This is a genomic window from Erwinia sp. 1181_3, from assembly GCF_052824965.1.
Window position 1 is genome coordinate 119,401 of record NZ_VTDE01000001.1, and the last position, 25,704, is coordinate 145,104.

A 25,704-nucleotide genomic window follows, 5' to 3' on the forward strand; every position below is an offset into this window, starting at 1 on the left:
GACCCCGGATGCCTGAACTCTCCGATATGTTAACCAGCACTGAGCTACAACGCTGGCGGCTGATGCTCGGTGAGGCTGCGGAAAGCAGTCTCGGCGGGCTTGATGAACATGCCCGCGCGGTGGATAACGCCCTGGAGTGGCTGTACGGTCGCGATCCGCAGCGCCTGCAACGCGGTGAGCGCCACGGCGGCAGCGAGGGATCGCAGCTCACCACCCCGCAATGGATCAACGCCATCCATCAACTGTTCCCTGCAGAGGTGATTGAACGGCTGGAAAGTGACGCCGTATTGCGCTTCGGCATCGATGATGTGGTCACCAACATTGAGGTACTGGAACGCATCGCCCCCTCTGAGGGCCTGCTGCGCGCGGTGTTGCACACCAAACACCTGATGAATCCACAGGTGTTACAGGCCGCCCGACGTCTGGTGCGTCAGGTGGTGGAACAGATTATGGCGCGGCTGGCGACTGAGGTCCGGCAGGCGTTTTCCGGCACCCGCGACCGCCGACGCCGATCGCCGGTGGCCATTGCCCGTAACTTCGATTTTAAAGGCACACTGCGTGATAACCTGCACCGCTGGGACCCACAGCGCGGACGGCTGTTTATTGAATCCCCGGTCTTTATGAGTCGGGTAAAACGCCACAGCGAGAAATGGCAGCTCATTTTGCTGGTCGATCAGAGCGGATCGATGGTGGATTCGGTGATCCACTCCGCCGTGATGGCCGCCTGTCTCTGGCAGCTACCGGGGATCCGTACCCATCTGGTGGCATTCGACACCAGCGTAGTGGATCTGACGGCTGACGTGCAGGACCCGGTTGACCTGCTGATGAAAGTTCAGTTGGGTGGCGGCACCGATATTGGTAAAGCCGTGCAGTATGCGCGGCAGCTGATCGAACAGCCGCAAAAAAGCGCGATTGTACTGGTCAGCGATTTCTTCGAGGGCGGATCGCCCTCACTGTTGGTCAACCAGGTCAGGCAGTGTGTGCAGAGCGGCAGCAAAGTGCTGGGACTGGCCGCACTCGACAGTAAAGCCGCCCCCAGCTATGACCGTGATATGGCCCAACGGCTGGTCAATGCCGGGGCACAGATTGCAGCCATGACGCCGGGTGAACTGGCGGCCTGGCTGGCGGAGAACCTGCAATCATGAGTGAGATGCTACGCAGCGAGCTGCTCGAACTGACCCCGCAGGCGTTAATCGCCCTCAGCAATGCGGGTTTCGTTAAACGCAGCCAGAAAGAGATCGCCGCCGGAAATCTGCCCTCGTTCAGCGATAAGGACGGCGTGCTGACAGCGCAGTTTAGCGATGGCATCCAGACCCGGTTGAGCCAGGGTCAGGCATTGAAAGAAGCACAGTGTAGCTGTGGGGCCAGCAACATGTGCCGCCATCGGGTTATGCTGGTGCTCGGCTATCAACAACGGTGTGCCACTGAAGCGCCAGTCCCCGCCGCCTCTGTCCGCTGGCAGCCCGGCGAGTGGCTGGCGGAACTACGCTCACTGCCTGCAGCAACGCTAAAACGCGCACAGCAACTGGCTGATAAAGGGCTGGTGATAGAACTCCAGTGCGAACCCGGAAAGGTGCCCGCAGCGAAACTGCCGATGAGCGATGTGCGTTTTTTTTCACGCAGCAGCATGCAGTTTGCCCGTTGCGACTGCGTTGAAGGCACGCTGTGCGAACATATCATTCTCGCGGTGCAGGCCTTTGCCGCGGCCGAAGCACAGCATCCGGGTTTTGAACACCTCGTCTGGCAATTACAGGGCGAACGGCAGGATGATGTGACTGACCTGGCGGAGAGTGAAGGCAATCTGGCAGAGCTTTGTCACCTGAGCCACCAGCTATGGAGCCGTGGGCTCAGCCAGCCTTCTGTCACCTTTGCTCCGCTACTGACTCAGGCACAACGCAGCGCTCAGCAGGCAAACTGGCGCTGGGTGACACTGTCACTCCAGCAGATTGCAGAGGGCATCGACCACTTTCATCAGCGCGCATCCCATTATCGCGCCGGGCTGTTTCTCAGCCAGTTCGCCGGGTTAACAGCTCGTGTGCTGGCTGCCCGCGAGATGGTACGCGTGGCCTCGGAGGGCAAAACGCCCGCACAACCCTGGCGCAACATTGTCGGCCTCGGGATTCAGGATCGGGTCAGACTCGACCATCTGCGGCTGGTGTCGCTGGGCATGGAATGCTGGCAGGACGACCAGCATTACGCGGTACGCATCTGGTTTACCGATCCGGATACGGGCAGCGTTCTGCATCTGTCCCGCCAGTGGCCGCTGGCTGAACAGCAAAATGCACCCGGCTGGCAGCGCCGTATTGCGGTTTTCCAGGCTTCAATCCTGGCAGGTGGGCAAATCATCTCGCAGGCGGCACAGCGCGATGCGCGCGGGGAATTACACCTGGCGGCGCGCGATCGTCTGACTAGCGTCGCGCCCCTGACGCCCTCGGCATGGGAGATGCCCGAGTTTCCCCTTTGCCAGCCGGGTGTCGAAGCCCTGCGGCACCATCTGCAACAACGCCCGCCCGCTTTCACCCGACCACTTAGCCACAGTGATAGCCTGTTTATCCTGCCGCTGGGTGAATGTCTGGATATCCGCTGGGATGCCGGGCGACAAACGCTGGAAGCTGATGTTATCAGCGGTGCAGGTGAAGAAAATGTTCTGCGGTTATCACTGAGTGCATCGCCTTCGGCCCCACGCGCCATTGACTGTCTGACGGCCCTGCTGCAACAGCAGGATGATCCGCCCTGCAAGGTCTCCGGTCGGGTATCGGTGGTGGACGGTGTTCTGGTGCTGGAACCGCTGGTGATCATGACGCGCCAGCGTGCCTGGGTGCTGAATGCCGGGAACCCGCCATCTCAGGCGCTGCCCGCCAGCGCATCTCCTCCGGCATTACCGCTGCCTCTGGCCCTGCTACAGCAGTGCCAGCAGATGCTGATCCAGTGGCTACACAACGGGTTGTGCCACCAGGAACAGCGTGCCTGTCGTGAAGCGGAAACGCTGGCGCAGGCGCTGGATGGATGCGGCTTTGAACGGCTGGCACGTCTGCTGCGTCATCTGCCTGCATTACTGGCGGGTACGGATCATGAGCGGCTGGTGAATACGCTGAACGCGATTGTGTTGCTGCGGGATGAACTGGAACAACAGTGTCTACTGACGCCGCAGGATGCGAACGCCCGTTAAAAGTATCACGCCCGCAGACGCGGGCGTGATGAGGATTACAGCAGCGGTTTATCACCACGCTGCCAGAGACGCAGCAGCAGACGTTCAACACTCCCCGTCGCGCTATCGGTAAAGCGGCTCATCACCCCTTTGCGGCGCGCATAACGCACCCCAATCACCTGGTGTTTCTCCATCTGAGCGATAATCAGATCATCACTGGTGCTGATGGCATCAACCAGGCCTTTATCCAGCGCCTGCGTCCCGTACCAGTGCTCCCCGGTCGCGACACTGTCAATATCCAGCGAAGGACGCATCTGGTGTACAAACTGCTTAAACAGCAGGTGCGTTTCATTCAGGTCCTCACGGAATTTCTCGCGTCCCTGCTCGGTATTCTCACCAAACAGCGTCAGCGTACGTTTGTATTCCCCGGCCGTGTGCAGCTCAACGTCAATCTCATTGCGCTTCAGCAGACGGTTAAAGTTAGGGATTTGCGCCACCACGCCAATGGATCCGATGATCGAGAACGGAGCGGCAACGATACGATCCGCCACACAGGCCATCATATAACCGCCGCTCGCCGCCACTTTATCAACGGCCACCGTCAGCGGGATTTTCTTCTCACGCAGGCGCTGAAGCTGAGAGGCTGCCAGGCCGTAACCATGCACCACGCCGCCAGGGCTTTCCAGACGCAGCAGGACTTCATCCCCGGCCGTCGCCACCGCCATGACCGCCGACACCTCCTCACGCAGCGAGGAGACTTCACCGGCATCCATGCTGCCTTTGAAATCGATCACATACAGCGTGGGTTTCGTCGCTGCCGGTGGACGCCCCAGCTTCGCCTGCTGTTTGGCGGTTTTTGCCTCCAGCTTCTCTTTTTTCTTCTGCTCTTTGTGCCACAGTTTTTGCTGTAACGGCTTCATCTTCGCCAGCCGCATCGTATCCTGCATTTCCGTGTAGCGTTCATCCAGGTGGGTCAGTTTTAGCTGGCCGCTCTGGGCGCGTTTCCGCATGGCAAGATTAGCGATCACCACGGCGATGGCCACAATCGCCACCACAACGGTGACGGTTTTTGCCAGAAAAAGTCCATAATAAGAGAGTAAGTCCACTCAAACCGCCTTGATTTACATTATGTTAGAGATTGACTTATTGTAGCGGAGTCGCGCTCAGGAGTCGCCTGCTGACGTGACTTCACCGTAAATCCGGGCAGCGCGATTGAACTCATCACCGTTTTCAGGCATAAATCACTTTATTCAATCCGTGCAAAGGCTTACGTCAGCCAGGACCATTAGCCCGCGGATATCATCCCCATCGCCAGAGGATCTTTACGTGCATTATCAACCGAAAAGCGATCTGCTTAATCACCGAATTATTCTTGTGACCGGCGCCAGCGATGGCATCGGGCGCGAGGCCGCCCTCTCCTATGCCCGCTACGGCGCGCAGGTGGTGCTACTGGGCCGCAATGCCGAAAAACTGCAACGGGTCTGTGATGAAGTGAATCAGCACAGCAAAGCCCCGGCGTTGTGGTTTACTCTCGATCTGGAAACTGCGACGCCGGAAAGCTGCCATCAGCTGGCACAGTCGGTAGCAGCAGAGGTGCCGCGCCTGGACGGCGTGCTGCATAACGCCGGGTTGTTAGGTGACGTCGTACCGATGGATCAGCAGGACCCGGCGACCTGGCAGCAGGTAATGCGCGTCAATATCGACGGCACGTTTTTCCTGACCCAGGCCCTGCTGCCGCTGCTGCTGAAGTCCGATGCTGCTTCGCTGGTATTCACCTCTTCCAGCGTTGGCCGCCAGGGGCGTGCAGGCTGGGGTGCCTATTCGGTGTCGAAGTTTGCCACCGAAGGCATGATGCAGGTGCTTGCCGAAGAGTACGATGCACGTCAGCTACGGGTGAACTGCATAAATCCCGGAGGCACTCGCACCAAAATGCGCGCCAGTGCCTTCCCACAGGAAGATGCCAATAAGCTGAAAACCCCTGCCGACATTATGCCGCTTTATCTCTGGCTGATGGGTGATGACAGTAAACGTAAAACCGGGATCAGCTTTGATGCGCAGCCTGGACGTAAACCAGGAGCAGCAGAATAATGGCCGCAGAAGATCGTCATCAACAGCGCCAGCAGCGACTGAAAGAGCAGGTGGACGCGCGCATTGCGGCGGCGACCGATGTTCGCGGTATTCTGATGGTATTTACTGGTAACGGTAAAGGAAAAACCACGGCGGCGTTTGGCACCGCCACGCGTGCCGTCGGGCATCAGAAGCGTGTCGGCGTCATCCAGTTTATCAAAGGCGAATGGCCCAACGGTGAGCGTAACCTGCTGGAGCCTCATGGCGTAGAGTTTCAGGTGATGTCCACCGGATTTACCTGGGACACGCAAAACCGTGAAACGGACACCGCCGCCTGCCTGAGCGTGTGGCAGCATGGCAAACGCATGTTGCAGGATCCCACGCTGGACCTGGTGGTGCTGGATGAACTGACCTATATGGTGAGTTTTGACTATCTGCCGCTGGAAGAGGTGCTTGAGGCATTGCAACAACGCCCTGTTCATCAGAGTGTGATTATCACTGGCCGCGGCTGTCATCGGGAGATTCTGGAGCAGGCGGATACCGTCAGTGAAATGCGCCCGGTTAAGCATGCCTTTGATGCCGGGATCCAGGCACAGCAGGGCATAGACTGGTAAGCGCTATAACGCAAAAGGGACCCGAAGGTCCCTTTTGACATCACACACTGCATCACGCAACGTTAGCCTTGCTGACGCTTAGACGAGCGGCGATTGCTGCCCGGCTTGCTGGCTTTCGTGGTCGTGGTGGTATGACGCTTGACCGCACGGCGGATCTGGTTCGCTTTAGTACGGCGGCGATCTTTTTCCACGGCGACTTTGGTGACCGTTTCCGGCGCCAGACCGACCAGCTCACGCAGGTAGTTGGTCGGCTGGAGTTCCAGCTCTGTCCAGCCGCCACGCGGCAGACCTTTCGGCAGGTCGATATCGCCATAGCGGATACGGATCAGACGGCTCACCTGCACGCCGACCGCTTCCCACAGACGACGAACTTCACGGTTGCGCCCTTCGGTCAGCGTGACGTTATACCACTGGTTGATCCCTTCCCCCCCCGTAAACTTCAGGGTTTTAAAGGCTGCCGGGCCGTCTTCTAACTGCACGCCACGGCTCAGCTGTTTGATCTTCTCGTCATCGACGGCACCAAATACGCGGACGGCATATTCGCGCTCAACTTCACGGCTCGGGTGCATCAGGCGGTTTGCCAGTTCACCATCGGTAGTGAACAACAGCAGACCACAGGTGTTCACATCCAGACGGCCAACGGCCACCCAGCGTGCACCGCGCAGCTTCGGCAGACGGTCAAATACCGTTGGACGGCCTTCCGGGTCATTACGGGTACAAAGCTCGCCTTCCGGCTTGTAATACGCCAGAACCCGGCAGACTTCGGCAATGGATTCACTGACAGGAACAATATGGCCGTCAACACGGATCTTCATTGAGGCACTTGGCTCAACACGGTCACCCAGTGTGGCCAGCTTGCCATCAACGCTGACGCGTCCGGCAGAGATCAGGGTTTCGATTTCACGACGGGAACCGTGCCCGGCGCGTGCTAAAACTTTTTGTAATTTCTCGCTCATGGAGCTACCTCTGTGTCGCCTTCCCAGGCGTCATGGTGAAAACAGAATTTCTTTTGTTTTCAATAACTTAAAGTGTGTATCGCGTGTCATTATACAGCCTTTTTACTGCGGTGTAACCTTCTTACACCGCGCAGGCCCAAAAAAAGCCCTACACCTCGTCCCCATAACCCGTGCGACCCATTGAAAGAGTGAGCATTGTTGGACTACACCAGCCGCTTTCCTTGTTTATCGATCAGTTTTTCACCCCCTTCCTTGCTGAATTCGCCCTGCTGCGGGTCTGGCAATATTTCAAGAACGATTTCTGACGGCCTGCATAACCGCGTGCCAATCGGTGTGACAACAATCGGGCGATTAATCAGGATCGGATATGTCAGCATGGATGCAATCAATTCATCATCGCTGAAGCGCTCTTCGGCTAATCCCAGTTGCTCGTAAGGTTCCACGTTCTGACGAAGCAATGCACGGGGGCTAATCTGCATTGCAGTGATCAACTGTACGAGCTTATCGCGATCGGGCGGTGTCTCCAGATAGAGAATAATTGTTGGTTCAACACCGCTATTACGAATCAGCGCCAGCGTGTTACGTGATGTTCCACAGGCCGGATTATGGTAGAGGGTAATATCTGTCATGTTCATTCTCATCTCATTGGGTCAGCGCCAGACGCAAAGCCAGCGCACTCAGGGTGACAAGCAACACGGGCAGTGTCATCACCACGCCAACCCGGAAGTAGTAACCCCAGCTAATCTTGATGTTTTTCCGGTCGAGTACATGCAGCCAAAGTAACGTCGCCAGACTTCCAATCGGTGTAATTTTCGGCCCCAGATCGCAGCCAATAATGTTGGCGTAAATCATAGCTTCTTTGATGACACCTTCCGCCGCGCTTGCGTCGATTGAGAGCGCACCGATCAAAACAGTCGGCATATTGTTCATCACTGATGAAAGCATCGCCGTGACCAGCCCAGTACCAAAGGTGGCACTCCACAACCCCCCGTTTGCGAAGGTATTTAACAGTGAGGTGAGATACTGGGTGAGGCCCGCATTTTTCAGACCGTAGACAACCAAGTACATCCCCAGTGAGAAAATAACAATCTGCCACGGTGCACCGCGTAGCACTTTCCCGGTGTTAATGGCATGGCCGCGTTTAGCCACAACAAACAGAATGAGCGCACCAGACGCAGCTATAGCACTCACGGGAATGCCGAGCGGCTCAAGCAGGAAGAAGCCAACCAACAGCAGAACCAACACCAGCCAGCCCATTTTGAATGTCGCTGGGTCTTTGATGGCATTCGCAGGAGATTTCAACAGTGAAAGATCGTAGGTAGCGGGAATGTCTTTACGGAAGAAAAGATGAAGGACAATCAGCGTGGCAATGATAGCGGCGAGATCAACCGGCACCATGACTGACGCATAGTCACTAAACCCCAGTTGGAAAAAATCTGCAGAAACGATATTAACGAGATTGGAGACTATCAGCGGCACACTGGCTGTGTCAGCGATAAACCCGGCTGCCATAACGAAAGCCAGTGTTGTTCCTTTGCTAAAACCTAATGCCAGCAGCATAGCGATAACAATGGGTGTCAGAATGAGCGCAGCACCATCATTAGCAAATAGCGCGGCCACCGCAGCACCTAACAGCACAATATACGTAAAAAGCAACCGCCCTCGCCCGTTACCCCATTTGGCAACATGCAACGCACACCATTCAAAAAATCCTGATTCGTCCAACAGCAGGCTGATGATGATTACTGCGATAAATGCAGCCGTTGCGTTCCAGACGATATGCCAGACAGCCGGAATGTCATTCAACTGAATGACTCCGGTCACCAACGCAAGCACTGCACCTATTGACGCTGTCCAGCCAATGCTAAGCCCGCGAGGCTGCCAGATAACCAACACGATGGTCAGGATAAATATTGCGCCTGCGAGTAACATTGAAATCTCCCACCTCGAAAAAATACATACGTTTTTGTGAATGCGTTTTTGCGATCAGCTGCACACATTAGCGTTAGCGTTTTTGAGTGATTCACGTACTTCCTCACGCTGACTGCTCCATGCGGTATCAATAATCGAGGCAGCCCATGCCGGCATATGAGGTGAAAGACGATAATGAACCCATTTGCCCTCACGGCGATCCAGCACTAATCCTGCATCACGTAACAGGGCAATATGCCTGGAAATTTTCGGCTGCGACTGGTTTGTCACTGCGCAAAGGTCGCACACACACAACTCTCCCGCTTCCCGTAACAGCAAAATAATGGTTGTCCGCGTTTCGTCGGCAAGCAATTTGAAAAGTTGAACAGGATGCATAATCAAACGTTCCAGTGAAAACAAGACAAATATGATAATTCATATATGTTAAAAGTAAAAGTGGATTTCAATCACTGGAAAATTTCCTATGCCAGCATTTCCAGCCCTTGATGCTGAACACGTTGATCTGTTCTTCTCAGGGAAAAATGCTGGCAGTGACGCAGTTTGCGGCGGGTCGCCGTCGTTCAACGCCGTCAATCAGGCAAAGATTTGATTGCGCCCCGTGCCATTGGTCATCAAACCCAAAGGACGCAGTGCGTGACCGCGCCATTTTCATTACATTTAAAAGACTTAACAGTTACCCACCTGAATGAAAGTATAAATACTTATCATTTAGCGTATTTTTCATTCATTCGTTAAAAAATGAATTAACCGAAATAACAGCAGGTTACTGCCTTACACTCCCCTTATTTGTTGAACCTTTCAGCCCGCACCAGGCCTGGCGCCAGCCCGAAAATCCCGTATCTACGCGTGAACACCAGCCCGCCACTCCAGTTTTTTTGATTTTTTTAGTTTCAAATACCAGACTGAAACTATTTTACATTATATCATGCTGCCATAATCACTATCAGCCGAGGATACAGGAGAATAAATACCAAATATTCAGTTAATTTACACAGCAGGTTGGGTTAATTCTGGATTATCCGGCATATTAAGATTAAGGCTCAGATATTAATTTGCTCAACTTATAAGTTTGTGTAGAATTCACTCAGGCAGAAGAGCGCCATATAAATAGATAGTTAAATAGATATTATAAATACACGTTTAACGTGAACATAAAAACTTCGTTTTTCTTTTCGTTGTTAGCAGTAAACGGGAGTGAATGCTCCTGAAAAAATACGCTGAGTCACACTCGGCATCGGCATTACACGTCATTACTCCTCACCAGGGATTTTACTGACGTGTCCGACAAAATGTGATTATTATGAAAATTAAAAACACCCTGCCGGCGTTGGCATTGCTAATGCTGACCGGCTGCTCTGTAGGCAAATATGACTACAGCAGCGAAGCTATGAAACGCGTAGATATGAACTTTACCGGCATTCCGACCATTCTCGGCATCGGCGCGCTGGGCACCAGTATCCCTATCACCCCGGAGTACAGCCTGACTGCAGCGCATGTGGCAAAGCTTTCCGTACAGAAAGTGAAGGCCTATCACCCTTACTGCGACCTGGCGATCATCTACCACAAGAACGACATCAAAACGCTGCCGAAATTTCGCGACGGTGCCATTGGCGAGTCAGTGAAAATGTACGGTTACAGCTTTATTTCCGCCATGCCCGTTGAATCAGCAGGCGTCAATCTGGCTCTGACGGGAATCCGCAATGAATGGAATAAACGACCTTGCGTAGCGATGGCATCCAATGCTGGCGTGGTAAAAGGCATGTCGGGGGGGGCGGTTTATAATAGCGATGACACCATTGGTGGCGTCATTGTTGGCTTTACTAGCGAAATAAAAAGACCGCGTAAATCTCCAGTTCCGCTTAAGGATGTTTCACTGTATATCCCGTATAAGGATTTTAAAGAGTGGCTGGGCAAATCAACATCGTAATAACAATGAATGAGAATAAATAACAGGCCCATTCTCAGCGGCCTGTTATTTAACGCTTAGAGAAAGGGTTGAATATCGCCCACACCCTCGCGGATCACTTCCGGGGTATTTTCCGTTAAATCAATGACGGTGGTTGGCTGCTGCCCGAGATACCCGCCATGAATAATCAAGTCCACCAGCTTGCCAATTTCATCCTGGATCGCTTCCGGATCGGACTCGGTAAAGTCATTTCCCGGCAGCATCAGTGACGTCGACATCATCGGCTCATTCAGTGCTTCCAGCAGTTCCAGCGCAATCGGGTTTGAGGGGACACGCAGACCGATCGTCTTACGTTTCTCGCTCATCAGACGGCGTGGCACCTCTTTGGTTGCCTTCAGAATAAACGTGTAGTTCCCCGGCGTGTTGTTCTTGATCAGGCGAAATGCGGTGTTGTCTACGTGCGCATAGGTCGACAGCTCTGAGAGATCACGACACATCAGGGTAAAGTTATGGTTCCCATCCAGCTGACGAATGCGACAGATACGCTCCATCGCACTTTTATCTTCCAGCTTACAGCCCAGTGCATAGCCAGAATCCGTCGGATAGACAATCACACTGCCCTTGTTGAGCATTTCAACCGCCTGCTTGATCAGACGCGGCTGGGGATTATCCGGATGAATATAGAAAAATTGACTCATTACACACCTCTTGTTTGCGCTTCACTGCCACAAACCTGATTGACAATTTCAGGAAAACGGTGCCATACCGCTTCGACACCGCCCGGCAGCCACAATTTTTTTCCCAGTTCAATCCAGGGACAGGCCTGATGGAAGTCAGAACCCTGCGAGGCCGCTAACTGGTAGTCCTGCGCATAGCGTGCCAGCTGCTGACGCTCATTGGGCGCCTGCTGACACTGAGCCACTTCCATCGCCTCGCCGCCCTGCTCACTGAAGTGAGCCAGCAGACGTTTCAGCCATTTTGCCGACAGACCGTAGCGGCCGGGATGGGCTACCACGGCACGGCCACCTGAATGATGAATGGCATCAATAGCTTGTTTAATTGTACACCACTGTGGCGGGGCATAACCGGTTTTGCCACGTGCCAGATAATTTTTGAACACCTGCTGCATGGTGTCCGCTTTACCGGCGTTAATCAGAAAGCGGGCAAAATGCCCGCGCGTCACGGCACCGCCTTCTGCCAGCGCCAGCGCGCCCGCTAATGCGCCGGGAATATGCGCTTTTTCCAGCCGTTCAGCGATCAGTTCTGCACGCGCCAGACGGCGCTGCCCCTGTTCAGCCAGGAAGGCCACCATCTGTGGGTGGTCAATATCAATACCCAGGCCAACGATATGGATTTCATGGTTCTCCCACAGCGTTGAGATCTCCACGCCATTGATCAACTGCAACGGCAATGCATGACGTGCAATCGCTTCACGCGCGGGTTTAATACCGTCCGTTGTATCGTGGTCGGTGATGGCCAGCACGCCCACGCGCTGTTCCACCGCACGCAGGACCAGTTGCTCCGGCGTCAGTAACCCGTCGGAAGCCCGCGTGTGGCTGTGAAGATCGTAGATAGGAAAAGCGCTGAGTGAGGCGGCAACTGCGGTCAAAACGACTCCGGGAAAGACAGAAAAATATCGCAGCATGATACCGACATTTTGCCCTAAGGGAAAAAGAGTATTGACTTTTCTCCCGCGAACCAGTTAACTAGTACGCAAGTTCACAAGCAAGGTATCTGTATCATGACGTATTCATTCTCTCTGATGACTGGTTGGTGGCGTACTTCTCCCTGAACGGGCGAGGTTGTCATGCACGGTCAATACGTAGTGCAGATACTCAAGCCCGCCTGATGCGGGCTTTTTTTTGAGCAAAAAACAGAGAACATCACATGCAAAATGCCAAACCTACAGTGAAGTTGATTACCGGCAACGCACCTTACCGCGAAGATCCGGCCGCTGTTTTTCATCAGCTGTGTGCCGCCCGTTCCGAGACTCTGCTGCTGGAATCTGCGGACGTTGACAGCAAGCGCAACCTGAAAAGCCTGCTGATTGTGGATAGCGCCCTGCGCATTAGCGCCCTCGATAACCGGGTACAGGTGCAGGCACTGTCTGAGAATGGTCGCGCACTCCTGCCGCTGCTGGATGCCGCGCTGCCCGAATCGGTTGAGAACAGCGTGCGCCCGGATGGCCGCGAACTGGTGTTCCCGATTAATCACGCTTTCCTCGATGAGGACGCCAATCTTCGTGCGCTGTCGGTCTTTGATGCATTACGCCTGATCCCACAGCTGGTTAATGCCCCGGCAGAAGAGCGTGAAGCCGTGCTGCTCGGCGGCCTGTTTGCTTATGATCTGGTGGCAGGTTTTGAGTCACTGCCGGAATTAAAGAATGAACAGCGCTGCCCGGATTACTGCTTCTATCTGGCAGAAACGCTGCTGGTGATTGACCATCAGACGCAAAGCGCGCGACTGCAGGCCAGCCTTTTCACCCATTCACCTTCAGAATTTATGCGCCTGCAAAGCCGCATTGAGCAGCTGCACGGTCAGATGCTGCAGCCTGCCAGCGCACTGCCGGTGAAGACCGTCGAAAGTATGACGCTCAGCGTCAGCCAGAGCGATGAGGATTACTGCCAGGTGGTGCGCCAGATGCAGGATGCGATCCGCATCGGCGAAATCTTCCAGGTGGTGCCATCCCGTCGCTTCTCACTGCCCTGCCCGTCGCCGCTGGCCGCCTATGACACGCTGAAGAACAGTAACCCAAGCCCGTATATGTTCTTTATGCAGGATCGCGAGTTCAGCCTGTTTGGCGCTTCGCCGGAAAGCTCACTCAAGTATGACGCCATCAGCAACCAGATTGAAATCTACCCAATTGCCGGCACCCGCCCACGCGGCCGCCATGCGGATGGCTCACTGGATCGCGACCTCGACAGCCGCATCGAGCTGGAAATGCGCACTGACCATAAAGAGATGGCCGAGCATCTGATGCTGGTTGACCTCGCCCGTAACGATCTGGCGCGTATCTGCGAGCCGGGAACGCGTTATGTGGCAGACCTGACCAAAGTTGACCGTTACACCTTTGTCATGCATCTGGTCTCCCGCGTGGTCGGCCAGCTGCGTGCGGATATTGACGTGCTGCACGCTTACCGTGCCTGCATGAACATGGGCACTCTGAGCGGCGCACCAAAAGTCCGCGCTATGCAGCTGATTGCCAAAGCCGAAGGCACCCGTCGCGGCAGCTACGGTGGTGCCGTTGGTTACTTCACCGCCAGCGGCGATCTGGATACCTGCATTGTGATTCGCTCTGCCTACGTCGAAGACGGCGTGGCAACGGTTCAGGCCGGTGCCGGGGTGGTTCTGGATTCCAATCCGCAGGCGGAAGCGGATGAAAGCCGTAATAAGGCGCGCGCGGTTCTGCGTGCCATCGCGACAGCGCACCACAGCAAGGAGATGTTCTGATGGCCGATATTCTGCTGCTCGATAACTTCGACTCATTTACCTACAACCTCGTCGACCAGTTACGTGCCTTTGGCCATAACGTGGTGATTTACCGTAACAACGTCCCGGCGGACCAGCTGATTGCCCGTTTGCAGCAGATGGAAAATCCGGTCCTGATGCTTTCTCCCGGTCCGGGCGCACCGTCAGAAGCGGGCTGTATGCCAGCGCTGTTACAGGCCTTACGCGGCCAGTTGCCGATTATCGGTATCTGCCTCGGCCATCAGGCGATTGTTGAAGCCTATGGCGGTCACGTGGGTCAGGCGGGCGAAATCCTGCACGGCAAAGCCTCTGCGATTGATCATGACGATCAGGGCATGTTTGCCGGGCTGAACAACCCGTTACCGGTAGCACGCTACCACTCGCTGGTCGGCAGCAATATTCCCGATGGATTAACGGTTAACGCCACCTATAACGGCATGGTGATGGCCGTCCGTGATGACGCCAACCGTGTCTGTGGCTTCCAGTTCCATCCGGAATCTATTCTTACCAGCCAGGGCGCACGCCTGCTGGAACAAACTCTTGCCTGGGCGCTGGCGTGATCAAGGAGACAGCAATGAACATTATTCTGGAAAAATTATACCAGGCCGAGATCCTGACGCAGGCAGAAAGCCACCAGCTGTTTTCGGCGATTATTACCGGGCAGCTGGAGCCAACCCAGCTGGCGGGAGCGCTGATCGCCATGAAAATCCGTGGTGAACGTCCTCAGGAGATTGCCGGGGCAGCCACCGCCTTGTTAGAAGACGCTAAACCTTTCCCGCGCCCGGACTATCCGTTTGCGGATATTGTCGGGACCGGCGGTGACGGCAGTAACAGCATTAATATTTCCACCGCCAGCGCATTTGTTGCCGCCGCGTGCGGATTGAAGGTGGCGAAGCACGGTAACCGCAGTGTTTCCAGTAAATCGGGTTCGTCAGATTTGCTGGCCGCTTTCGGTATCAGCCTGGATTTACCCGCAATGCAGGCACGCCAGGCACTGGATGATTTAAACGTGTGTTTCCTGTTTGCCCCTCAGTATCACAGCGGTTTTCGCCATGCGATGCCGGTGCGTAAAGAACTGAAGACGCGTACCATCTTTAACGTGCTCGGCCCGTTGATTAACCCGGCACGTCCGCCGCTGGCAGTGATCGGTGTTTACAGCCCGGAGCTGGTGCTGCCGATTGCTCAGACGTTGAAAGTGCTGGGTTACCAGCGTGCGGCAGTCGTGCATGGCGGGGGGATGGATGAAGTGGCTCTGCACAGCGCCACTCATGTGGCCGAACTGCGTGACGGCGAGATCACCAGCTATCAGTTAACGGCTGAAGATTTTGGCCTGAGCTACCATCCGCAAGAGGCGCTGGCCGGGGGTTCACCGGAAGAAAACCGTGACATTTTAACCCGTTTACTCCAGGGTAATGGCGAGCTGGCGCACGAAGAAGCCGTCGCGGCAAACGTCGCCCTGTTGCTGAAAATTTTTGGTCATGAAGACTTACGACACAATGCCCAACAGGCGCTGAAAACCATTCGCAGCGGCAAAGCCTACGAGCACGTGGTCGCACTGGCAGCAAGAGGATAATCATGCAGGAAACCGTACTCACTAAAATCGTTCAGGATAAAGCAATCTGGCTGGCAGAACGTCAGCAGCAGCAGCCGCTGGCCACCTTTCAGAACGACATCACACCCTCCACGCGCAGCTTTTACGATGCGCTGAAAGGTGCGCGCACCGTCTTTATTCTGGAATGTAAGAAGGCTTCGCCCTCAAAGGGCGTGATCCGTGAAGACTTTGACCCGGCGGTGATTGCCGGCGTGTATAAGCATTATGCCTCTGCCATTTCGGTGCTGACGGATGAGAAATACTTCCAGGGAAGCTTCGATTTTCTGCCGATCGTCAGCAGTATTGTCACCCAGCCGGTACTGTGCAAAGACTTTATTATTGACCCGTATCAGATCTACCTGGCGCGCCATTACCAGGCCGATGCCATCCTGCTGATGCTCTCCGTGCTGAACGACGATCAGTATCGCCAGCTGGCTGCCGTGGCGCACAGCCTGAACATGGGCGTTTTGACGGAAGTGATCAGCGATGAAGAGCTGGAACGCGCCACCGCGCTGGGTGCCAAAGTGGTCGGCATTAATAACCGTGACCTGCGCGATCTCTCCATCGATCTGGACCGCACCCGCCGCCTGGCACCGAAAGTGGCGCATGGCGTCACGGTGATCAGCGAGTCCGGCATCAACAATTATGCGCAAGTGCGCGAACTGAGCCACTTTGCTAACGGCTTCCTGATTGGCTCGGCGCTGATGTCAGAAGATGACCTGGCTGCCGCCGTGCGTCGGGTGATTATCGGCGATAACAAAGTCTGCGGCCTGACGCGTGCCGAAGATGCCCGCAACGCGCTGGAGGCAGGTGCACTGTATGGCGGCCTGATCTTCGCCGAGGGTTCCCCTCGCCAGCTCAGTATCGAACAGGCTCTGCAGATTATCCCTGCCGCTGCACTGAAGTATGTCGGCGTGTTCCGTAACAATGTCATCAGTGACGTTGTCACCTGTGCGCAGCAGCTGAATCTCTCCGCCGTACAATTGCACGGCGACGAAGACCGCGACTACGTCAGCCAGTTACGCAGCCAGCTACCGGAAACGGTAAAAATCTGGAAAGCGTTCAGCATCAGCGACAGCCTGCCTGACCGTGACTGGGCTGGCGTTGACCGCTACGTCTTCGACCACGGAAACGGGGGCAGCGGTCAGGCGTTTGACTGGTCACTGCTTGCCAACCAGTCGCTGGACAATGTGCTGCTGGCCGGTGGTCTGGGTGCAGAAAATTGCGTACAGGCGGCACAGCTTGGCTGTGCGGGCCTCGACTTTAACTCCGGCGTGGAAAGTGCCCCTGGAGTGAAAGATGCCGGTAAAATTGCTTCCGTGTTTCAGACACTGAAAGCCTACTGATAAAGAGAAACGACATGACCCGATTAAATCCGTATTTTGGTGAGTTTGGCGGCATGTATGTGCCGCAGATCCTGATGCCTGCACTGCTCCAACTGGAAGATGCCTTTATCAGCGCTCAGAGCGACCCGGCGTTCCAGGCGGAATTTACCGACCTGCTGAAAAACTATGCTGGCCGCCCTACCGCACTTACGCTGTGCAAAAACCTGACGGCAGGCACCAAAACCCGCCTGTATCTTAAGCGTGAAGACCTGCTGCACGGCGGCGCGCACAAAACTAACCAGGTGTTGGGCCAGGCACTGCTGGCGAAACGCATGGGGAAAAAGGAGATTATCGCTGAGACGGGTGCCGGTCAGCATGGCGTGGCGTCTGCCCTTGCCAGCGCACTGCTTGGCCTGAAATGCCGCATCTATATGGGCGCGAAAGATATCGAACGCCAGTCTCCTAACGTATTCCGTATGAAGCTGATGGGTGCGGAAGTGATCCCGGTTCACAGCGGTTCCTCAACGCTGAAAGATGCCTGTAACGAAGCGCTGCGCGACTGGTCGGGCAGCTATGAAACCGCCCACTATATGCTGGGTACCGCAGCGGGCCCGCATCCGTTCCCGACCATCGTGCGTGAGTTCCAGCGCATGATTGGTGAAGAGACCAAAGCGCAGATTCTGGAAAAAGAGGGTCGCCTGCCGGATGCGTTGATTGCCTGTGTGGGTGGCGGCTCTAACGCCATCGGTATGTTTGCTGATTTTATTGATGACACCAGCGTTGGCCTGATTGGCGTTGAACCGGCGGGGCACGGGATTGAAAGCGGCGAGCACGGCGCGCCACTGAAGCATGGCCGCGTGGGCATCTATTTCGGGATGAAAGCGCCCATGATGCAAACCCACGATGGCCAGATTGAAGAGTCTTACTCTATCTCTGCCGGTCTCGACTTCCCGTCCGTCGGCCCTCAGCACGCCTATCTCAACAGCATTGGCCGCGCTGATTACGTTTCTATTACGGATGACGAAGCGCTGGATGCCTTTAAAACACTGTGCCGCAGCGAAGGGATTATCCCTGCGCTGGAATCGTCACACGCGCTGGCCCATGCCCTGAAAATGATGCGTGAAAACCCTGAGAAAGAGCAACTGCTGGTGGTGAATCTTTCCGGCCGTGGTGACAAAGACATCTTCACCGTGCATGACATCTTTACCGCTAAGGGAGAAATCTGATGGAACGTTACGACCTCTGTTTTAAACGCCTGGCAGAACGTAAAGAAGGCGCTTTCGTGCCTTTCGTTACCCTCGGTGACCCGAATCCTGAGCTGTCATTGCAGATTATTGATGCGCTGGTGGCCGGAGGCGCGGACGCCCTTGAACTCGGCATCCCCTTCTCCGATCCGCTGGCAGATGGCCCGACCATTCAGAATGCCAATCTGCGCGCCTTCGCCTCCGGTGTGACGCCATCACAATGCTTCGAGATGCTGGCCGCCATTCGCCAGAAATACCCGGAACTGCCGATTGGCCTGCTGATGTACGCGAACCTGGTGTTCTCAAACGGCATCGATAATTTCTATGCACGCTGCCAGCAGGCGGGTGTTGATTCGGTGCTGATTGCGGATGTGCCGGTGGAGGAGTCCGCCCCCTTCCGTCAGGCGGCGATGCGCCATAACGTGGCCCCGATCTTTATCTGCCCGCCGAACGCCAGCGACGATCTGCTGCGTGAAATCGCCTCGCACGGCCGGGGGTATACCTACCTGCTGTCACGTGCTGGCGTCACCGGCTCCGAAACCCGTGCCAATCTGCCGTTGAAACATCTGGTCGATAAGCTGCGCGAATACCACGCTGCGCCTGCCTTGCAGGGCTTTGGCATTTCTGAACCTTCACAGGTTAAAGAAGCGATCGCGTCCGGTGCCGCCGGGGCGATTTCAGGCTCGGCAATTGTCAAAATCATTGAGCGGAACGCCTCCCACCCCGACGTGATGCTGAAAGAGCTGACTGCCTTTGCCAGCTCACTGAAGGCCGCCACCCGCAGCTAATCTCTGTTAATGCCTTATTCCTGTGATAAGGCATTATTTTCTTTCTGTTTGTCACAATCCTGATTTGCTTTCTTTCCTTCTGTGAACAACTATTATTGTGAACCGCAATCACGCGGATGACTGCCTTTTGATGATGACAGGGAGAGATGCAATGAAATTGTTTAAAGTCTTATCGGGTATGGTTATTGCCGCTGTTGTGGCACTGTCCGTCAGCGCCTGCGCGCCTACGGCAACCAAAGAAGGTACTGGCGGGTATATTGACGATACGGTAGTAACGACTAAGGTGAAAGCCGGGTTGCTGAATGATAAATCACTGAAGTCCACGGAAATCAACGTTGAGACCTTTAAAGGCCGCGTGCAGTTAAGTGGTTTTGTCAGTTCACCGCAGGCGGCAAACCGCGCCGTACAGGTCACACGTGGTGTGGCGGGTGTGAAATCGGTGGTAAACAATATGCAGATTAAGTAACGAACTGTATAAAAGAAAAAGGCGCGAACTTCGCGCCTTTCTTGTTTCTGGCCCAGACAGGCTTAGAAACGGTAACCCGCCCCGAAGAAGAACACGAACGGATTAATGTGTGTATCAATACTCTGATGACCTGCCGTCTGAGAGTCGAAACTGACTTTAGTATTAATATCCATGTACCACAGTGACGCATTCAGCATCCAGTCAGGCGTTAATTGATAATCCAGGCCTAACTGCCCCGCCACGCCCCAGGAGTTTTTCACTTTCAGGTTACTCAGCCCTGCCGCTCGCCCGGTGTCGTTAAAGTCCGTGTCATAGAACATGGTGTAGTTAACACCGATACCGGCATAAGGCTGCCATTTGCTGGTATTGCCCATGAAGTACCACTGTGCCATTAACGTTGGCGGCAGTTGATGAACCGTTGCCAGTGTTCCGGTGGCCTGGAGTCCAACGTGATGTTTGAACGGTGTGGCACCCAGCAACTCAACACCAATGTTGTCCGTCGCCATATAGGTAAAAGTCAGACCAAGCTGGGTATTGTTATCAATATCGAACTCCCCCAGCCCCATCACATTATCTGAGCCACCGGTCGGGCGCACAGTCGCTGAACCGGCGCGCATAAAGAAGTCCCCGGCTTCGTGGGCGGAGGCAACAGCAGGCAGTAGGGTAACAAGAGCCAGTGCCAGTGCTTTCAGTTTCATAACCATTCCTTTTGTCGAATTGTTGTCAGCATGTGGCCTGCTACGAGGCCTTAGTGCGAAATCACGAACATATTTACGCTTATTTACGCAAAAGGTCATGTGAATCAATCCGTATAAACTTGATAAAAAACATAGGGTTGATTTAGATCAATTTTGCCCAATTAACCCCGGGATTAATCTTAGTGATCCAGAGAGGGAAAATGAGAAATGTCGCAACGTCAGCTCAGACGCAGGGAAATGTCACGCAGCAGCGCGTGAAAGCTGCGGTAATACCTTCTTAAATCGAAAGTTATGTCAATCTGAGTGCCAGCACCCCATGAGAGCATGTACAATCGCCGGGTCTATAACACCGGCCTTTCAAGGAGAGTACATGTCTATCACGGCGGGTTCGCTATACCGTGACACGGGGAATTTTTTCCGTCATCAGTTGGTTACCATTACACTGATGGCACTACTGACCTCATTTATCACCATGATGCTCGGCAAGGCTTTTACGCCTGATGCCGATCAGATGCAGATCCTGGGTGACGGTGCTGCAGGTTCGGCCGGCAGCCTGATGGAAATGATTCAAAACATGTCGCCGGAACAACAAAAGGTGCTGCTAAAAGCCTCCGCTGCGGGGACTTTTGCTTCACTGGTAGGGAATGTGCTGCTGCTGGGCGGCATGCTGTGCCTGATCCCGATGGTATCATCCGGTCAGCGTGTCAGTGCACTGCGGGCCATTGGTGCTTCAGCTCCGCTATTACCGCGCCTGCTGCTGCTGACGTTCCTGATGACGTTAGTGATCCAGCTTGGCTTTATGGTGCTGGTGGTGCCGGGTGTATTGCTGGCCGTGACGCTGGCGTTGTCACCAATCATCATGAACACAGAGAAAACCGGCGTTTTTGCGGCCATGCGCACCAGCGTTCGCCTCGGATGGAGCCAGATGAAACTGGTGGCACCGGCTGTTGTTCTGTGGATTGTGGCGAAACTGGTTGTGCTGCTGCTGGCATCTTCATTGCTGTGGTTGCCACCTGACGTCGCCTCCGTCCTGTTGAACGCCATTAGCAATCTGATTTCAGCCATACTGATTATCTATTTGTCACGCCTGTATATGCTGTTACGTTAATTCATCGGGAATGCCTCGACAGAGTCATTCCCGATTCATAATATTCCGGTTTAGTCTGTTATTTGGAAGCCGCTATGAAGCAGTTACTCGACTTTCTTCCGCTTGTAGTGTTTTTTGTTTTCTACAAGTTGTACGACATTTTTGTTGCCTCTGGTGCACTGATCGTTGCCTCAGGTCTGGCGCTGGTCGCCAGCTGGCTGCTGTATCGCAAGCTGGAAAAAATGTCGCTGATCACCTTCGCACTGGTGGCTATTTTTGGCACCCTGACGATTGCGTTGCATAACCCGGACTTTATCAAATGGAAAGTCACCATTATTTACGGTCTGTTTGCTGTCGCACTGCTGTTCAGCCAGTGGTTTATGAAACAACCTCTTATCCAGAAAATGCTGGGCAAGGAGATTCAACTGCCAGAATTTGCCTGGCGACGTCTGAATATCGCCTGGGCGCTCTTTTTCCTTGCCTGCGGACTGGCCAATATCTACGTGGCGTTCTGGCTTTCCCAGGACATCTGGATGAACTTTAAAGTCTTCGGTCTGAGTGCGTTAACGCTGCTGTTCACATTATTAAGCGGTGTCTATATTTACCGTCTGATGCCACAACAAGAAGAAAAATAAGCGTTAAATGCCCGACGGAACCCCCGATCGGGCAAGTGGGTTATTTGAAATCAGCAATGTCAGGAACATAACAATGAGCGAAGAACTAAGAACACCGCAGGGTGAGATGGTGCTGCGCACCCTCGCCATGCCAGCAGACACCAATGCCAACGGTGATATATTCGGTGGCTGGCTGATGTCGCAGATGGATATGGGCGGCGCTATTCTGGCCAAAGAGATTGCCGGGGGACGTGTGGTCACCGTGCGCGCTGACGGGATGACCTTTCTGAAGCCGGTCGCGGTGGGTGATGTCGTCACCTGCCATGCACGCTGCATTCGCACCGGCACCAGCTCCATCACCATTAATATTGAAGTGTGGATAAAGAAAGTGTCGTCAGAACCCATCGGGCAACGCTACTGCACCACCGAAGCCGTGTTTATTTACGTCGCCGTCGACCCGGACGGAAAACCGCGCTCCCTGCCGGATGATAAAATCAATTTCACGCTAGATATCCAGCAGTAACTCACTTTAAAAATTGATTTTTGGCAGAACACTTTAATTAGCGAGTAGATTTTGCATTAAAGCAAGGCGGCAATTGAGCTAATCCCCGGGAGCTTACATCAGTAAGTGACCGGGGTTAGCGAGAGCAGCCAACGCCGCTATGGTACAAAAGATGCTGGCTAATTTTATTCGATGCTGGTGCCGCCGTTAATCTTGAAGACAATATTCATCGTAATGTCCTTGCCGGGCTTGCCTGCTTCATAGCGCCATTTGCGCATCGCCAGCTTCACCTCCCGCTCAAACATGTTACGAGGTTCGGCAGACAGGATACGAATGTTATCGACCTGTCCTGAGCTATCGACGTCAAACTGCACGCGTACACGCCCTTCCACACGCAGCGCAAAGGCGCGTGACGGATAGGACGGCTTACCGACGGTCAGCGCCCGTGGGCCTGTTGAAACGGCCGTAGACGGCGCCTGAGAGGTCTTCGGTGCCGTGGATGGCTTTGTCTGCTCGGTCGGCCGGTTTTCCACCGGGGCAGCAGGACGCGGTTTCACTTCCTGCTTCGGCTTCACCACTTCTTTCTTCACCGGCTTCGGTTTAGGTTTAGGTTTAGGCTTCGGTTCCGGTTTCGGGATCGGCACGGGTTCAGGCTTGGGTGGCTCCGGGGCAGGTTCAGGCTCCACTACCGGCTCTGGTTCAGGTTCAACAACAGGGGGGGCGGGTTGCGGTTCCGGCTGCACCTCAGGTGCCACCATCGACACGCTAATCGGCTGAGACGCTTTGGGCATTTCGACCACCTGATGAAATGAGGCGTACAGCAGTGCCCCGATCACCGAACCATGCAGTACGATCGAGATCAGCAATGGCAAAGGTGAGCGGCGAGGTAGATCAGTTGTTAGCGTCGTCATAATCTTTCTGGTCAAAATGTGAAGGGGTGATTTTAAATGCAAATAGCAATCAATTTCAATAACCGCTCACGATCAATCGCGGATTTACGCTTTTAAGGGCAACAACCTGACCTTTATCAAGGGCAAATTATCTTTCATTTGCACAAATGTTAACGATCACTTAACGTGATGCCGAATCTCATCCCCGACAGGAGTTCTGAAGGTGCTCTACGTAATTTACGCTAAAGATAATGCTGACTCACTGGATAAACGCACCGCTGTGCGCCCTGCTCACCTTGCACGCCTGCAGTTACTGCGTGATGAAGGTCGTCTGATTATTGCTGGCCCAATGCCTGCGGTGGACAGTAATGAACCTGGCGTGGCGGGTTTTACCGGGTCGACGATTATCGCCGAGTTTCCTTCACTGGAAGCAGCACAATCCTGGGCTCAGGATGACCCTTATATCGCTGCTGGCGTGTACAAAAAGGTGGATGTTAAGCCTTTCAAACGCGCGTTTTAATCTCGGCCGGCGGTTCGGTGAACCGCCGGAAGCACGGCGAGCATCAGTGATGCTGAGTAATAAACAGAATTGAACGACGCTGCAGTTGGCTGACCAGATGTCGGAAAGAGTGCATGCGGCCATAACGACGTGACTGCCCTTCTAACCAACGTGCCCGGCGACGCTGAACCTGGCGACTCATGCGCCAGCGCGCAACTTCATTTCTGCTTCGTCTCATTACACCCTCAGTCTGTTGCTCTGTGTACGGTAAAAACTCGCGACGCATTATAGACCTTTCTTTTCCCTCACAAGGTCCGATGTCTTTAGGCTGATGATGGTTTAAAGGTTCCCAGCGTTGTCATCTGCACGTAAACTCCAAAGACTTTCGCGTGAACAGGACTTTCACTTAATGACCACTTTTTACACCGTGATGAGCTGGCTGCTGGTATTTGGTTACTGGTTACTGATTGCCAGTGTGACCTTGCGCATTCTGATGAAGCGCCGCGCGGTGCCCTCTGCCATGGCATGGCTGCTGATTATCTATATCCTGCCGCTGGTGGGTATTATCGCTTATCTCTCATTCGGTGAACTTCATCTGGGGAAACGCCGTGCAGAGCGCGCGCGCACCATGTGGCCTTCCACGGCCCGTTGGCTCGCCGAATTGAAATCCAGTCATCATATTTTTGCTGAAACCAACAGTGACGTTGCCCGTTCACTGTTTCAGCTGTGTGAGAACCGTCAGGGGATCGCCGGGGTAAAAGGCAATCAGCTGCAACTGCTGACCAGCACTGACGATACCCTGCGCACGCTGGTGCGTGATATCCAGCTGGCACGCCATAACATTGAAATGGTGTTCTATATCTGGCAGCCCGGCGGACAGGCCGATGAAGTGGCGGAAGCACTGATGGCAGCGGCACGCCGGGGTGTTCACTGTCGTTTAATGCTCGATTCCGCAGGCAGCGTCGACTTTTTCCGCAGTCCGTGGGCGGCCATGATGCGCAACGCCGGGGTCGATGTGGTGGAAGCGCTGAAAGTCAGCCTGCTGCGTGTTTTCCTGCGCCGTATGGACCTGCGCCAGCACCGGAAAGTCGTGTTAATCGATAACTATATTGCCTACACCGGCAGCATGAACCTGGTCGATCCGCGTTACTTTAAACAGGATGCGGGCGTCGGCCAGTGGGTGGATTTGATGGCGCGGATGGAAGGCCCGGTCGCCACCACAATGGGAATTATCTACTCCTGCGACTGGGAAATTGAAACCGGTAAGCGTATTTTACCGCCACCGCCCGATGATAATGTGATGCCGTTTGAAGCCGAGAGCGGCCACACCATTCAGGTGATCGCCTCAGGCCCCGGTTTCCCGGAAGATATGATCCATCAGGCGCTGCTCACTGCGGTCTACTCTGCGCGCGAACAGCTGATCATGACCACACCCTATTTCGTACCCAGTGACGATTTGCTGCATGCGATCTGTACGGCCGCGTACCGGGGCGTTGAAGTCAGCATTATTGTGCCACGGCACAATGACTCCGTACTGGTCGGCTGGGCCAGCCGAGCCTTCTTTGGCGAACTGCTGGACGCCGGTGTGAAAATCTATCAGTTCGAAGGCGGTCTGCTGCATACCAAAAGTATTCTGGTGGATGGGCAACTTAGCCTGGTGGGGACGGTAAACCTGGATATGCGCAGTCTGTGGCTGAATTTCGAGATTACTCTGGTGATCGATGATGACGGCTTTGGCAGCGATCTGGCACGCGTGCAGGATGATTATATCGCCCGTTCACGTCTGGTTGACGGAAAACGCTGGTCACGCCGTGCTTACTGGCAGCGCATCGTTGAACGACTGTTTTACTTCTTCAGTCCATTGCTGTAAAACGAGCGAAAATGCACAACCCCCCGGGGCACGACAGGA

General features: G+C 54.5%; 26 protein-coding genes, 1 pseudogene and 1 other annotated feature. Of the genes and pseudogenes, 17 read left to right on the plus strand and 10 right to left on the minus strand.

Annotated elements, in window-relative coordinates:
* Positions 1–8 precede the first annotated feature (8 nt).
* Together FY046_RS00510 and FY046_RS00515 are read left to right on the plus strand one after the other, a co-directional pair.
* Positions 9–1,145, plus strand: a complete 1,137-nt coding sequence (locus tag FY046_RS00510; protein ID WP_167863802.1) for a vWA domain-containing protein — start codon at positions 9–11, stop codon at positions 1,143–1,145.
* Positions 1,146–1,150: 5 nt separating this feature from the next.
* Positions 1,151–3,169 (plus strand): SWIM zinc finger family protein, encoded by a 2,019-nt coding sequence (locus FY046_RS00515; RefSeq protein ID WP_446185787.1) that lies wholly within the window; start codon positions 1,151–1,153, stop codon positions 3,167–3,169.
* A gap of 35 nt (positions 3,170–3,204) precedes the next feature.
* On the opposite strand, the gene sohB is transcribed toward FY046_RS00515, so the two are convergent.
* On the minus strand, positions 3,205–4,254 hold the full coding sequence (gene sohB / locus FY046_RS00520) for a protease SohB (protein ID WP_133841904.1): 1,050 nt from the start codon (positions 4,252–4,254) through the stop codon (positions 3,205–3,207).
* A gap of 220 nt (positions 4,255–4,474) precedes the next feature.
* On the opposite strand from sohB, the gene FY046_RS00525 reads away from it, so the two are divergent.
* Positions 4,475–5,236: a YciK family oxidoreductase gene (locus tag FY046_RS00525; RefSeq protein WP_133841903.1), complete on the plus strand. Its 762-nt coding sequence runs from the start codon at positions 4,475–4,477 to the stop codon at positions 5,234–5,236.
* Complete coding sequence (cobO, locus tag FY046_RS00530; RefSeq protein WP_133841902.1) at positions 5,236–5,829, plus strand: cob(I)yrinic acid a,c-diamide adenosyltransferase; 594 nt, start codon at positions 5,236–5,238, stop codon at positions 5,827–5,829. The genes FY046_RS00525 and cobO overlap by 1 nt, the downstream gene beginning before the upstream one ends.
* A 62-nt stretch (positions 5,830–5,891) precedes the next feature.
* Here cobO and rluB read toward each other — a convergent pair whose 3' ends face one another.
* The 4 genes from rluB to FY046_RS00550 form a co-directional block, all read right to left on the minus strand.
* The gene (gene rluB, locus FY046_RS00535; RefSeq protein WP_159336557.1) at positions 5,892–6,785 is read right to left on the minus strand and encodes a 23S rRNA pseudouridine(2605) synthase RluB; all 894 of its coding nucleotides are present in this window, start codon (positions 6,783–6,785) and stop codon (positions 5,892–5,894) included.
* A 203-nt stretch (positions 6,786–6,988) separates the two neighbouring features.
* Complete coding sequence (gene arsC / locus FY046_RS00540) at positions 6,989–7,414, minus strand: glutaredoxin-dependent arsenate reductase (protein ID WP_133842147.1); 426 nt, start codon at positions 7,412–7,414, stop codon at positions 6,989–6,991.
* Positions 7,415–7,427: 13 nt separating this feature from the next.
* Entirely contained in the window at positions 7,428–8,717 is a 1,290-nt protein-coding gene (locus FY046_RS00545) for an arsenic transporter (RefSeq protein ID WP_446185589.1), read from the minus strand.
* A gap of 54 nt (positions 8,718–8,771) precedes the next feature.
* Positions 8,772–9,095, minus strand: coding sequence for a metalloregulator ArsR/SmtB family transcription factor (locus tag FY046_RS00550; RefSeq protein WP_272952604.1), 324 nt, complete (start codon positions 9,093–9,095; stop codon positions 8,772–8,774).
* An 85-nt stretch (positions 9,096–9,180) separates the two neighbouring features.
* Between FY046_RS00550 and FY046_RS00555 the strand changes: the two genes are divergently transcribed.
* Both FY046_RS00555 and FY046_RS00560 read left to right on the plus strand, forming a co-directional pair.
* A complete protein-coding gene (locus FY046_RS00555; protein ID WP_272952599.1) occupies positions 9,181–9,306 on the plus strand; it encodes a hypothetical protein in 126 nt (41 codons plus the stop codon).
* Positions 9,307–10,017: 711 nt separating this feature from the next.
* Entirely contained in the window at positions 10,018–10,644 is a 627-nt protein-coding gene (locus FY046_RS00560) for a serine protease (RefSeq protein ID WP_159336556.1), read from the plus strand.
* Positions 10,645–10,700: 56 nt separating this feature from the next.
* On the opposite strand, the gene FY046_RS00565 is transcribed toward FY046_RS00560, so the two are convergent.
* Positions 10,701–11,321 carry an L-threonylcarbamoyladenylate synthase gene (locus FY046_RS00565; protein WP_133841897.1) on the minus strand — a complete coding sequence of 207 codons (621 nt, stop codon included), beginning with the start codon at positions 11,319–11,321 and terminating at the stop codon, positions 10,701–10,703.
* Positions 11,321–12,232 (minus strand): RNase RNM, encoded by a 912-nt coding sequence (gene rnm, locus FY046_RS00570; protein ID WP_133841896.1) that lies wholly within the window; start codon positions 12,230–12,232, stop codon positions 11,321–11,323. The genes FY046_RS00565 and rnm overlap by 1 nt, the downstream gene beginning before the upstream one ends.
* Before the next feature lie 156 nt (positions 12,233–12,388).
* Positions 12,389–12,487, plus strand: a sequence feature (Trp leader region).
* 23 nt (positions 12,488–12,510) lie between these two features.
* Between rnm and FY046_RS00575 the strand changes: the two genes are divergently transcribed.
* From FY046_RS00575 to FY046_RS00600, 6 genes and pseudogenes are all read left to right on the plus strand, one after another.
* On the plus strand, positions 12,511–14,073 hold the full coding sequence (locus tag FY046_RS00575) for an anthranilate synthase component 1 (RefSeq protein WP_167863800.1): 1,563 nt from the start codon (positions 12,511–12,513) through the stop codon (positions 14,071–14,073).
* Positions 14,073–15,664, plus strand: a pseudogene (gene trpD / locus FY046_RS00580) (bifunctional anthranilate synthase glutamate amidotransferase component TrpG/anthranilate phosphoribosyltransferase TrpD). The gene FY046_RS00575 and the pseudogene trpD overlap by 1 nt, the downstream one beginning before the upstream one ends.
* A 2-nt stretch (positions 15,665–15,666) precedes the next feature.
* Positions 15,667–17,028: a bifunctional indole-3-glycerol-phosphate synthase TrpC/phosphoribosylanthranilate isomerase TrpF gene (trpCF, locus tag FY046_RS00585; RefSeq protein ID WP_159336554.1), complete on the plus strand. Its 1,362-nt coding sequence runs from the start codon at positions 15,667–15,669 to the stop codon at positions 17,026–17,028.
* A 14-nt stretch (positions 17,029–17,042) separates the two neighbouring features.
* Positions 17,043–18,233, plus strand: a complete 1,191-nt coding sequence (trpB, locus tag FY046_RS00590; protein WP_133841891.1) for a tryptophan synthase subunit beta — start codon at positions 17,043–17,045, stop codon at positions 18,231–18,233.
* Positions 18,233–19,039, plus strand: coding sequence for a tryptophan synthase subunit alpha (gene trpA / locus FY046_RS00595; RefSeq protein WP_133841890.1), 807 nt, complete (start codon positions 18,233–18,235; stop codon positions 19,037–19,039). Before trpB ends, trpA begins: the two co-directional genes overlap by 1 nt.
* A gap of 151 nt (positions 19,040–19,190) precedes the next feature.
* On the plus strand, positions 19,191–19,505 hold the full coding sequence (locus tag FY046_RS00600) for a BON domain-containing protein (protein ID WP_133841889.1): 315 nt from the start codon (positions 19,191–19,193) through the stop codon (positions 19,503–19,505).
* A gap of 62 nt (positions 19,506–19,567) precedes the next feature.
* On the opposite strand, the gene ompW is transcribed toward FY046_RS00600, so the two are convergent.
* Positions 19,568–20,203, minus strand: coding sequence for an outer membrane protein OmpW (gene ompW, locus FY046_RS00605; protein ID WP_446185590.1), 636 nt, complete (start codon positions 20,201–20,203; stop codon positions 19,568–19,570).
* Between the two features lie 370 nt (positions 20,204–20,573).
* Between ompW and FY046_RS00610 the strand changes: the two genes are divergently transcribed.
* The 3 genes from FY046_RS00610 (at position 20,574) to yciA (ending at position 22,427) form a co-directional block, all read left to right on the plus strand.
* Positions 20,574–21,311, plus strand: a complete 738-nt coding sequence (locus tag FY046_RS00610; RefSeq protein WP_446185591.1) for a YciC family protein — start codon at positions 20,574–20,576, stop codon at positions 21,309–21,311.
* A gap of 74 nt (positions 21,312–21,385) precedes the next feature.
* Positions 21,386–21,925: a septation protein A gene (locus FY046_RS00615; RefSeq protein WP_159336551.1), complete on the plus strand. Its 540-nt coding sequence runs from the start codon at positions 21,386–21,388 to the stop codon at positions 21,923–21,925.
* Between the two features lie 73 nt (positions 21,926–21,998).
* The gene (gene yciA, locus FY046_RS00620; protein WP_133841885.1) at positions 21,999–22,427 is read left to right on the plus strand and encodes an acyl-CoA thioester hydrolase YciA; all 429 of its coding nucleotides are present in this window, start codon (positions 21,999–22,001) and stop codon (positions 22,425–22,427) included.
* Positions 22,428–22,591: 164 nt separating this feature from the next.
* Here the strand turns inward: yciA and tonB are convergent, their stop codons facing one another.
* Positions 22,592–23,317, minus strand: a complete 726-nt coding sequence (gene tonB, locus FY046_RS00625; protein WP_446185592.1) for a TonB system transport protein TonB — start codon at positions 23,315–23,317, stop codon at positions 22,592–22,594.
* Between the two features lie 202 nt (positions 23,318–23,519).
* Between tonB and FY046_RS00630 the strand changes: the two genes are divergently transcribed.
* Positions 23,520–23,816, plus strand: coding sequence for a YciI family protein (locus FY046_RS00630; RefSeq protein ID WP_133841884.1), 297 nt, complete (start codon positions 23,520–23,522; stop codon positions 23,814–23,816).
* A 43-nt stretch (positions 23,817–23,859) separates the two neighbouring features.
* Here FY046_RS00630 and FY046_RS00635 read toward each other — a convergent pair whose 3' ends face one another.
* Positions 23,860–24,033 carry a YciY family protein gene (locus FY046_RS00635; protein WP_133841883.1) on the minus strand — a complete coding sequence of 58 codons (174 nt, stop codon included), beginning with the start codon at positions 24,031–24,033 and terminating at the stop codon, positions 23,860–23,862.
* Positions 24,034–24,204: 171 nt separating this feature from the next.
* Here FY046_RS00635 and cls point away from each other — a divergent pair, with 171 nt between their 5' ends.
* Positions 24,205–25,665, plus strand: a complete 1,461-nt coding sequence (gene cls, locus FY046_RS00640) for a cardiolipin synthase (protein ID WP_133841882.1) — start codon at positions 24,205–24,207, stop codon at positions 25,663–25,665.
* Positions 25,666–25,704: the final 39 nt, after the last annotated feature.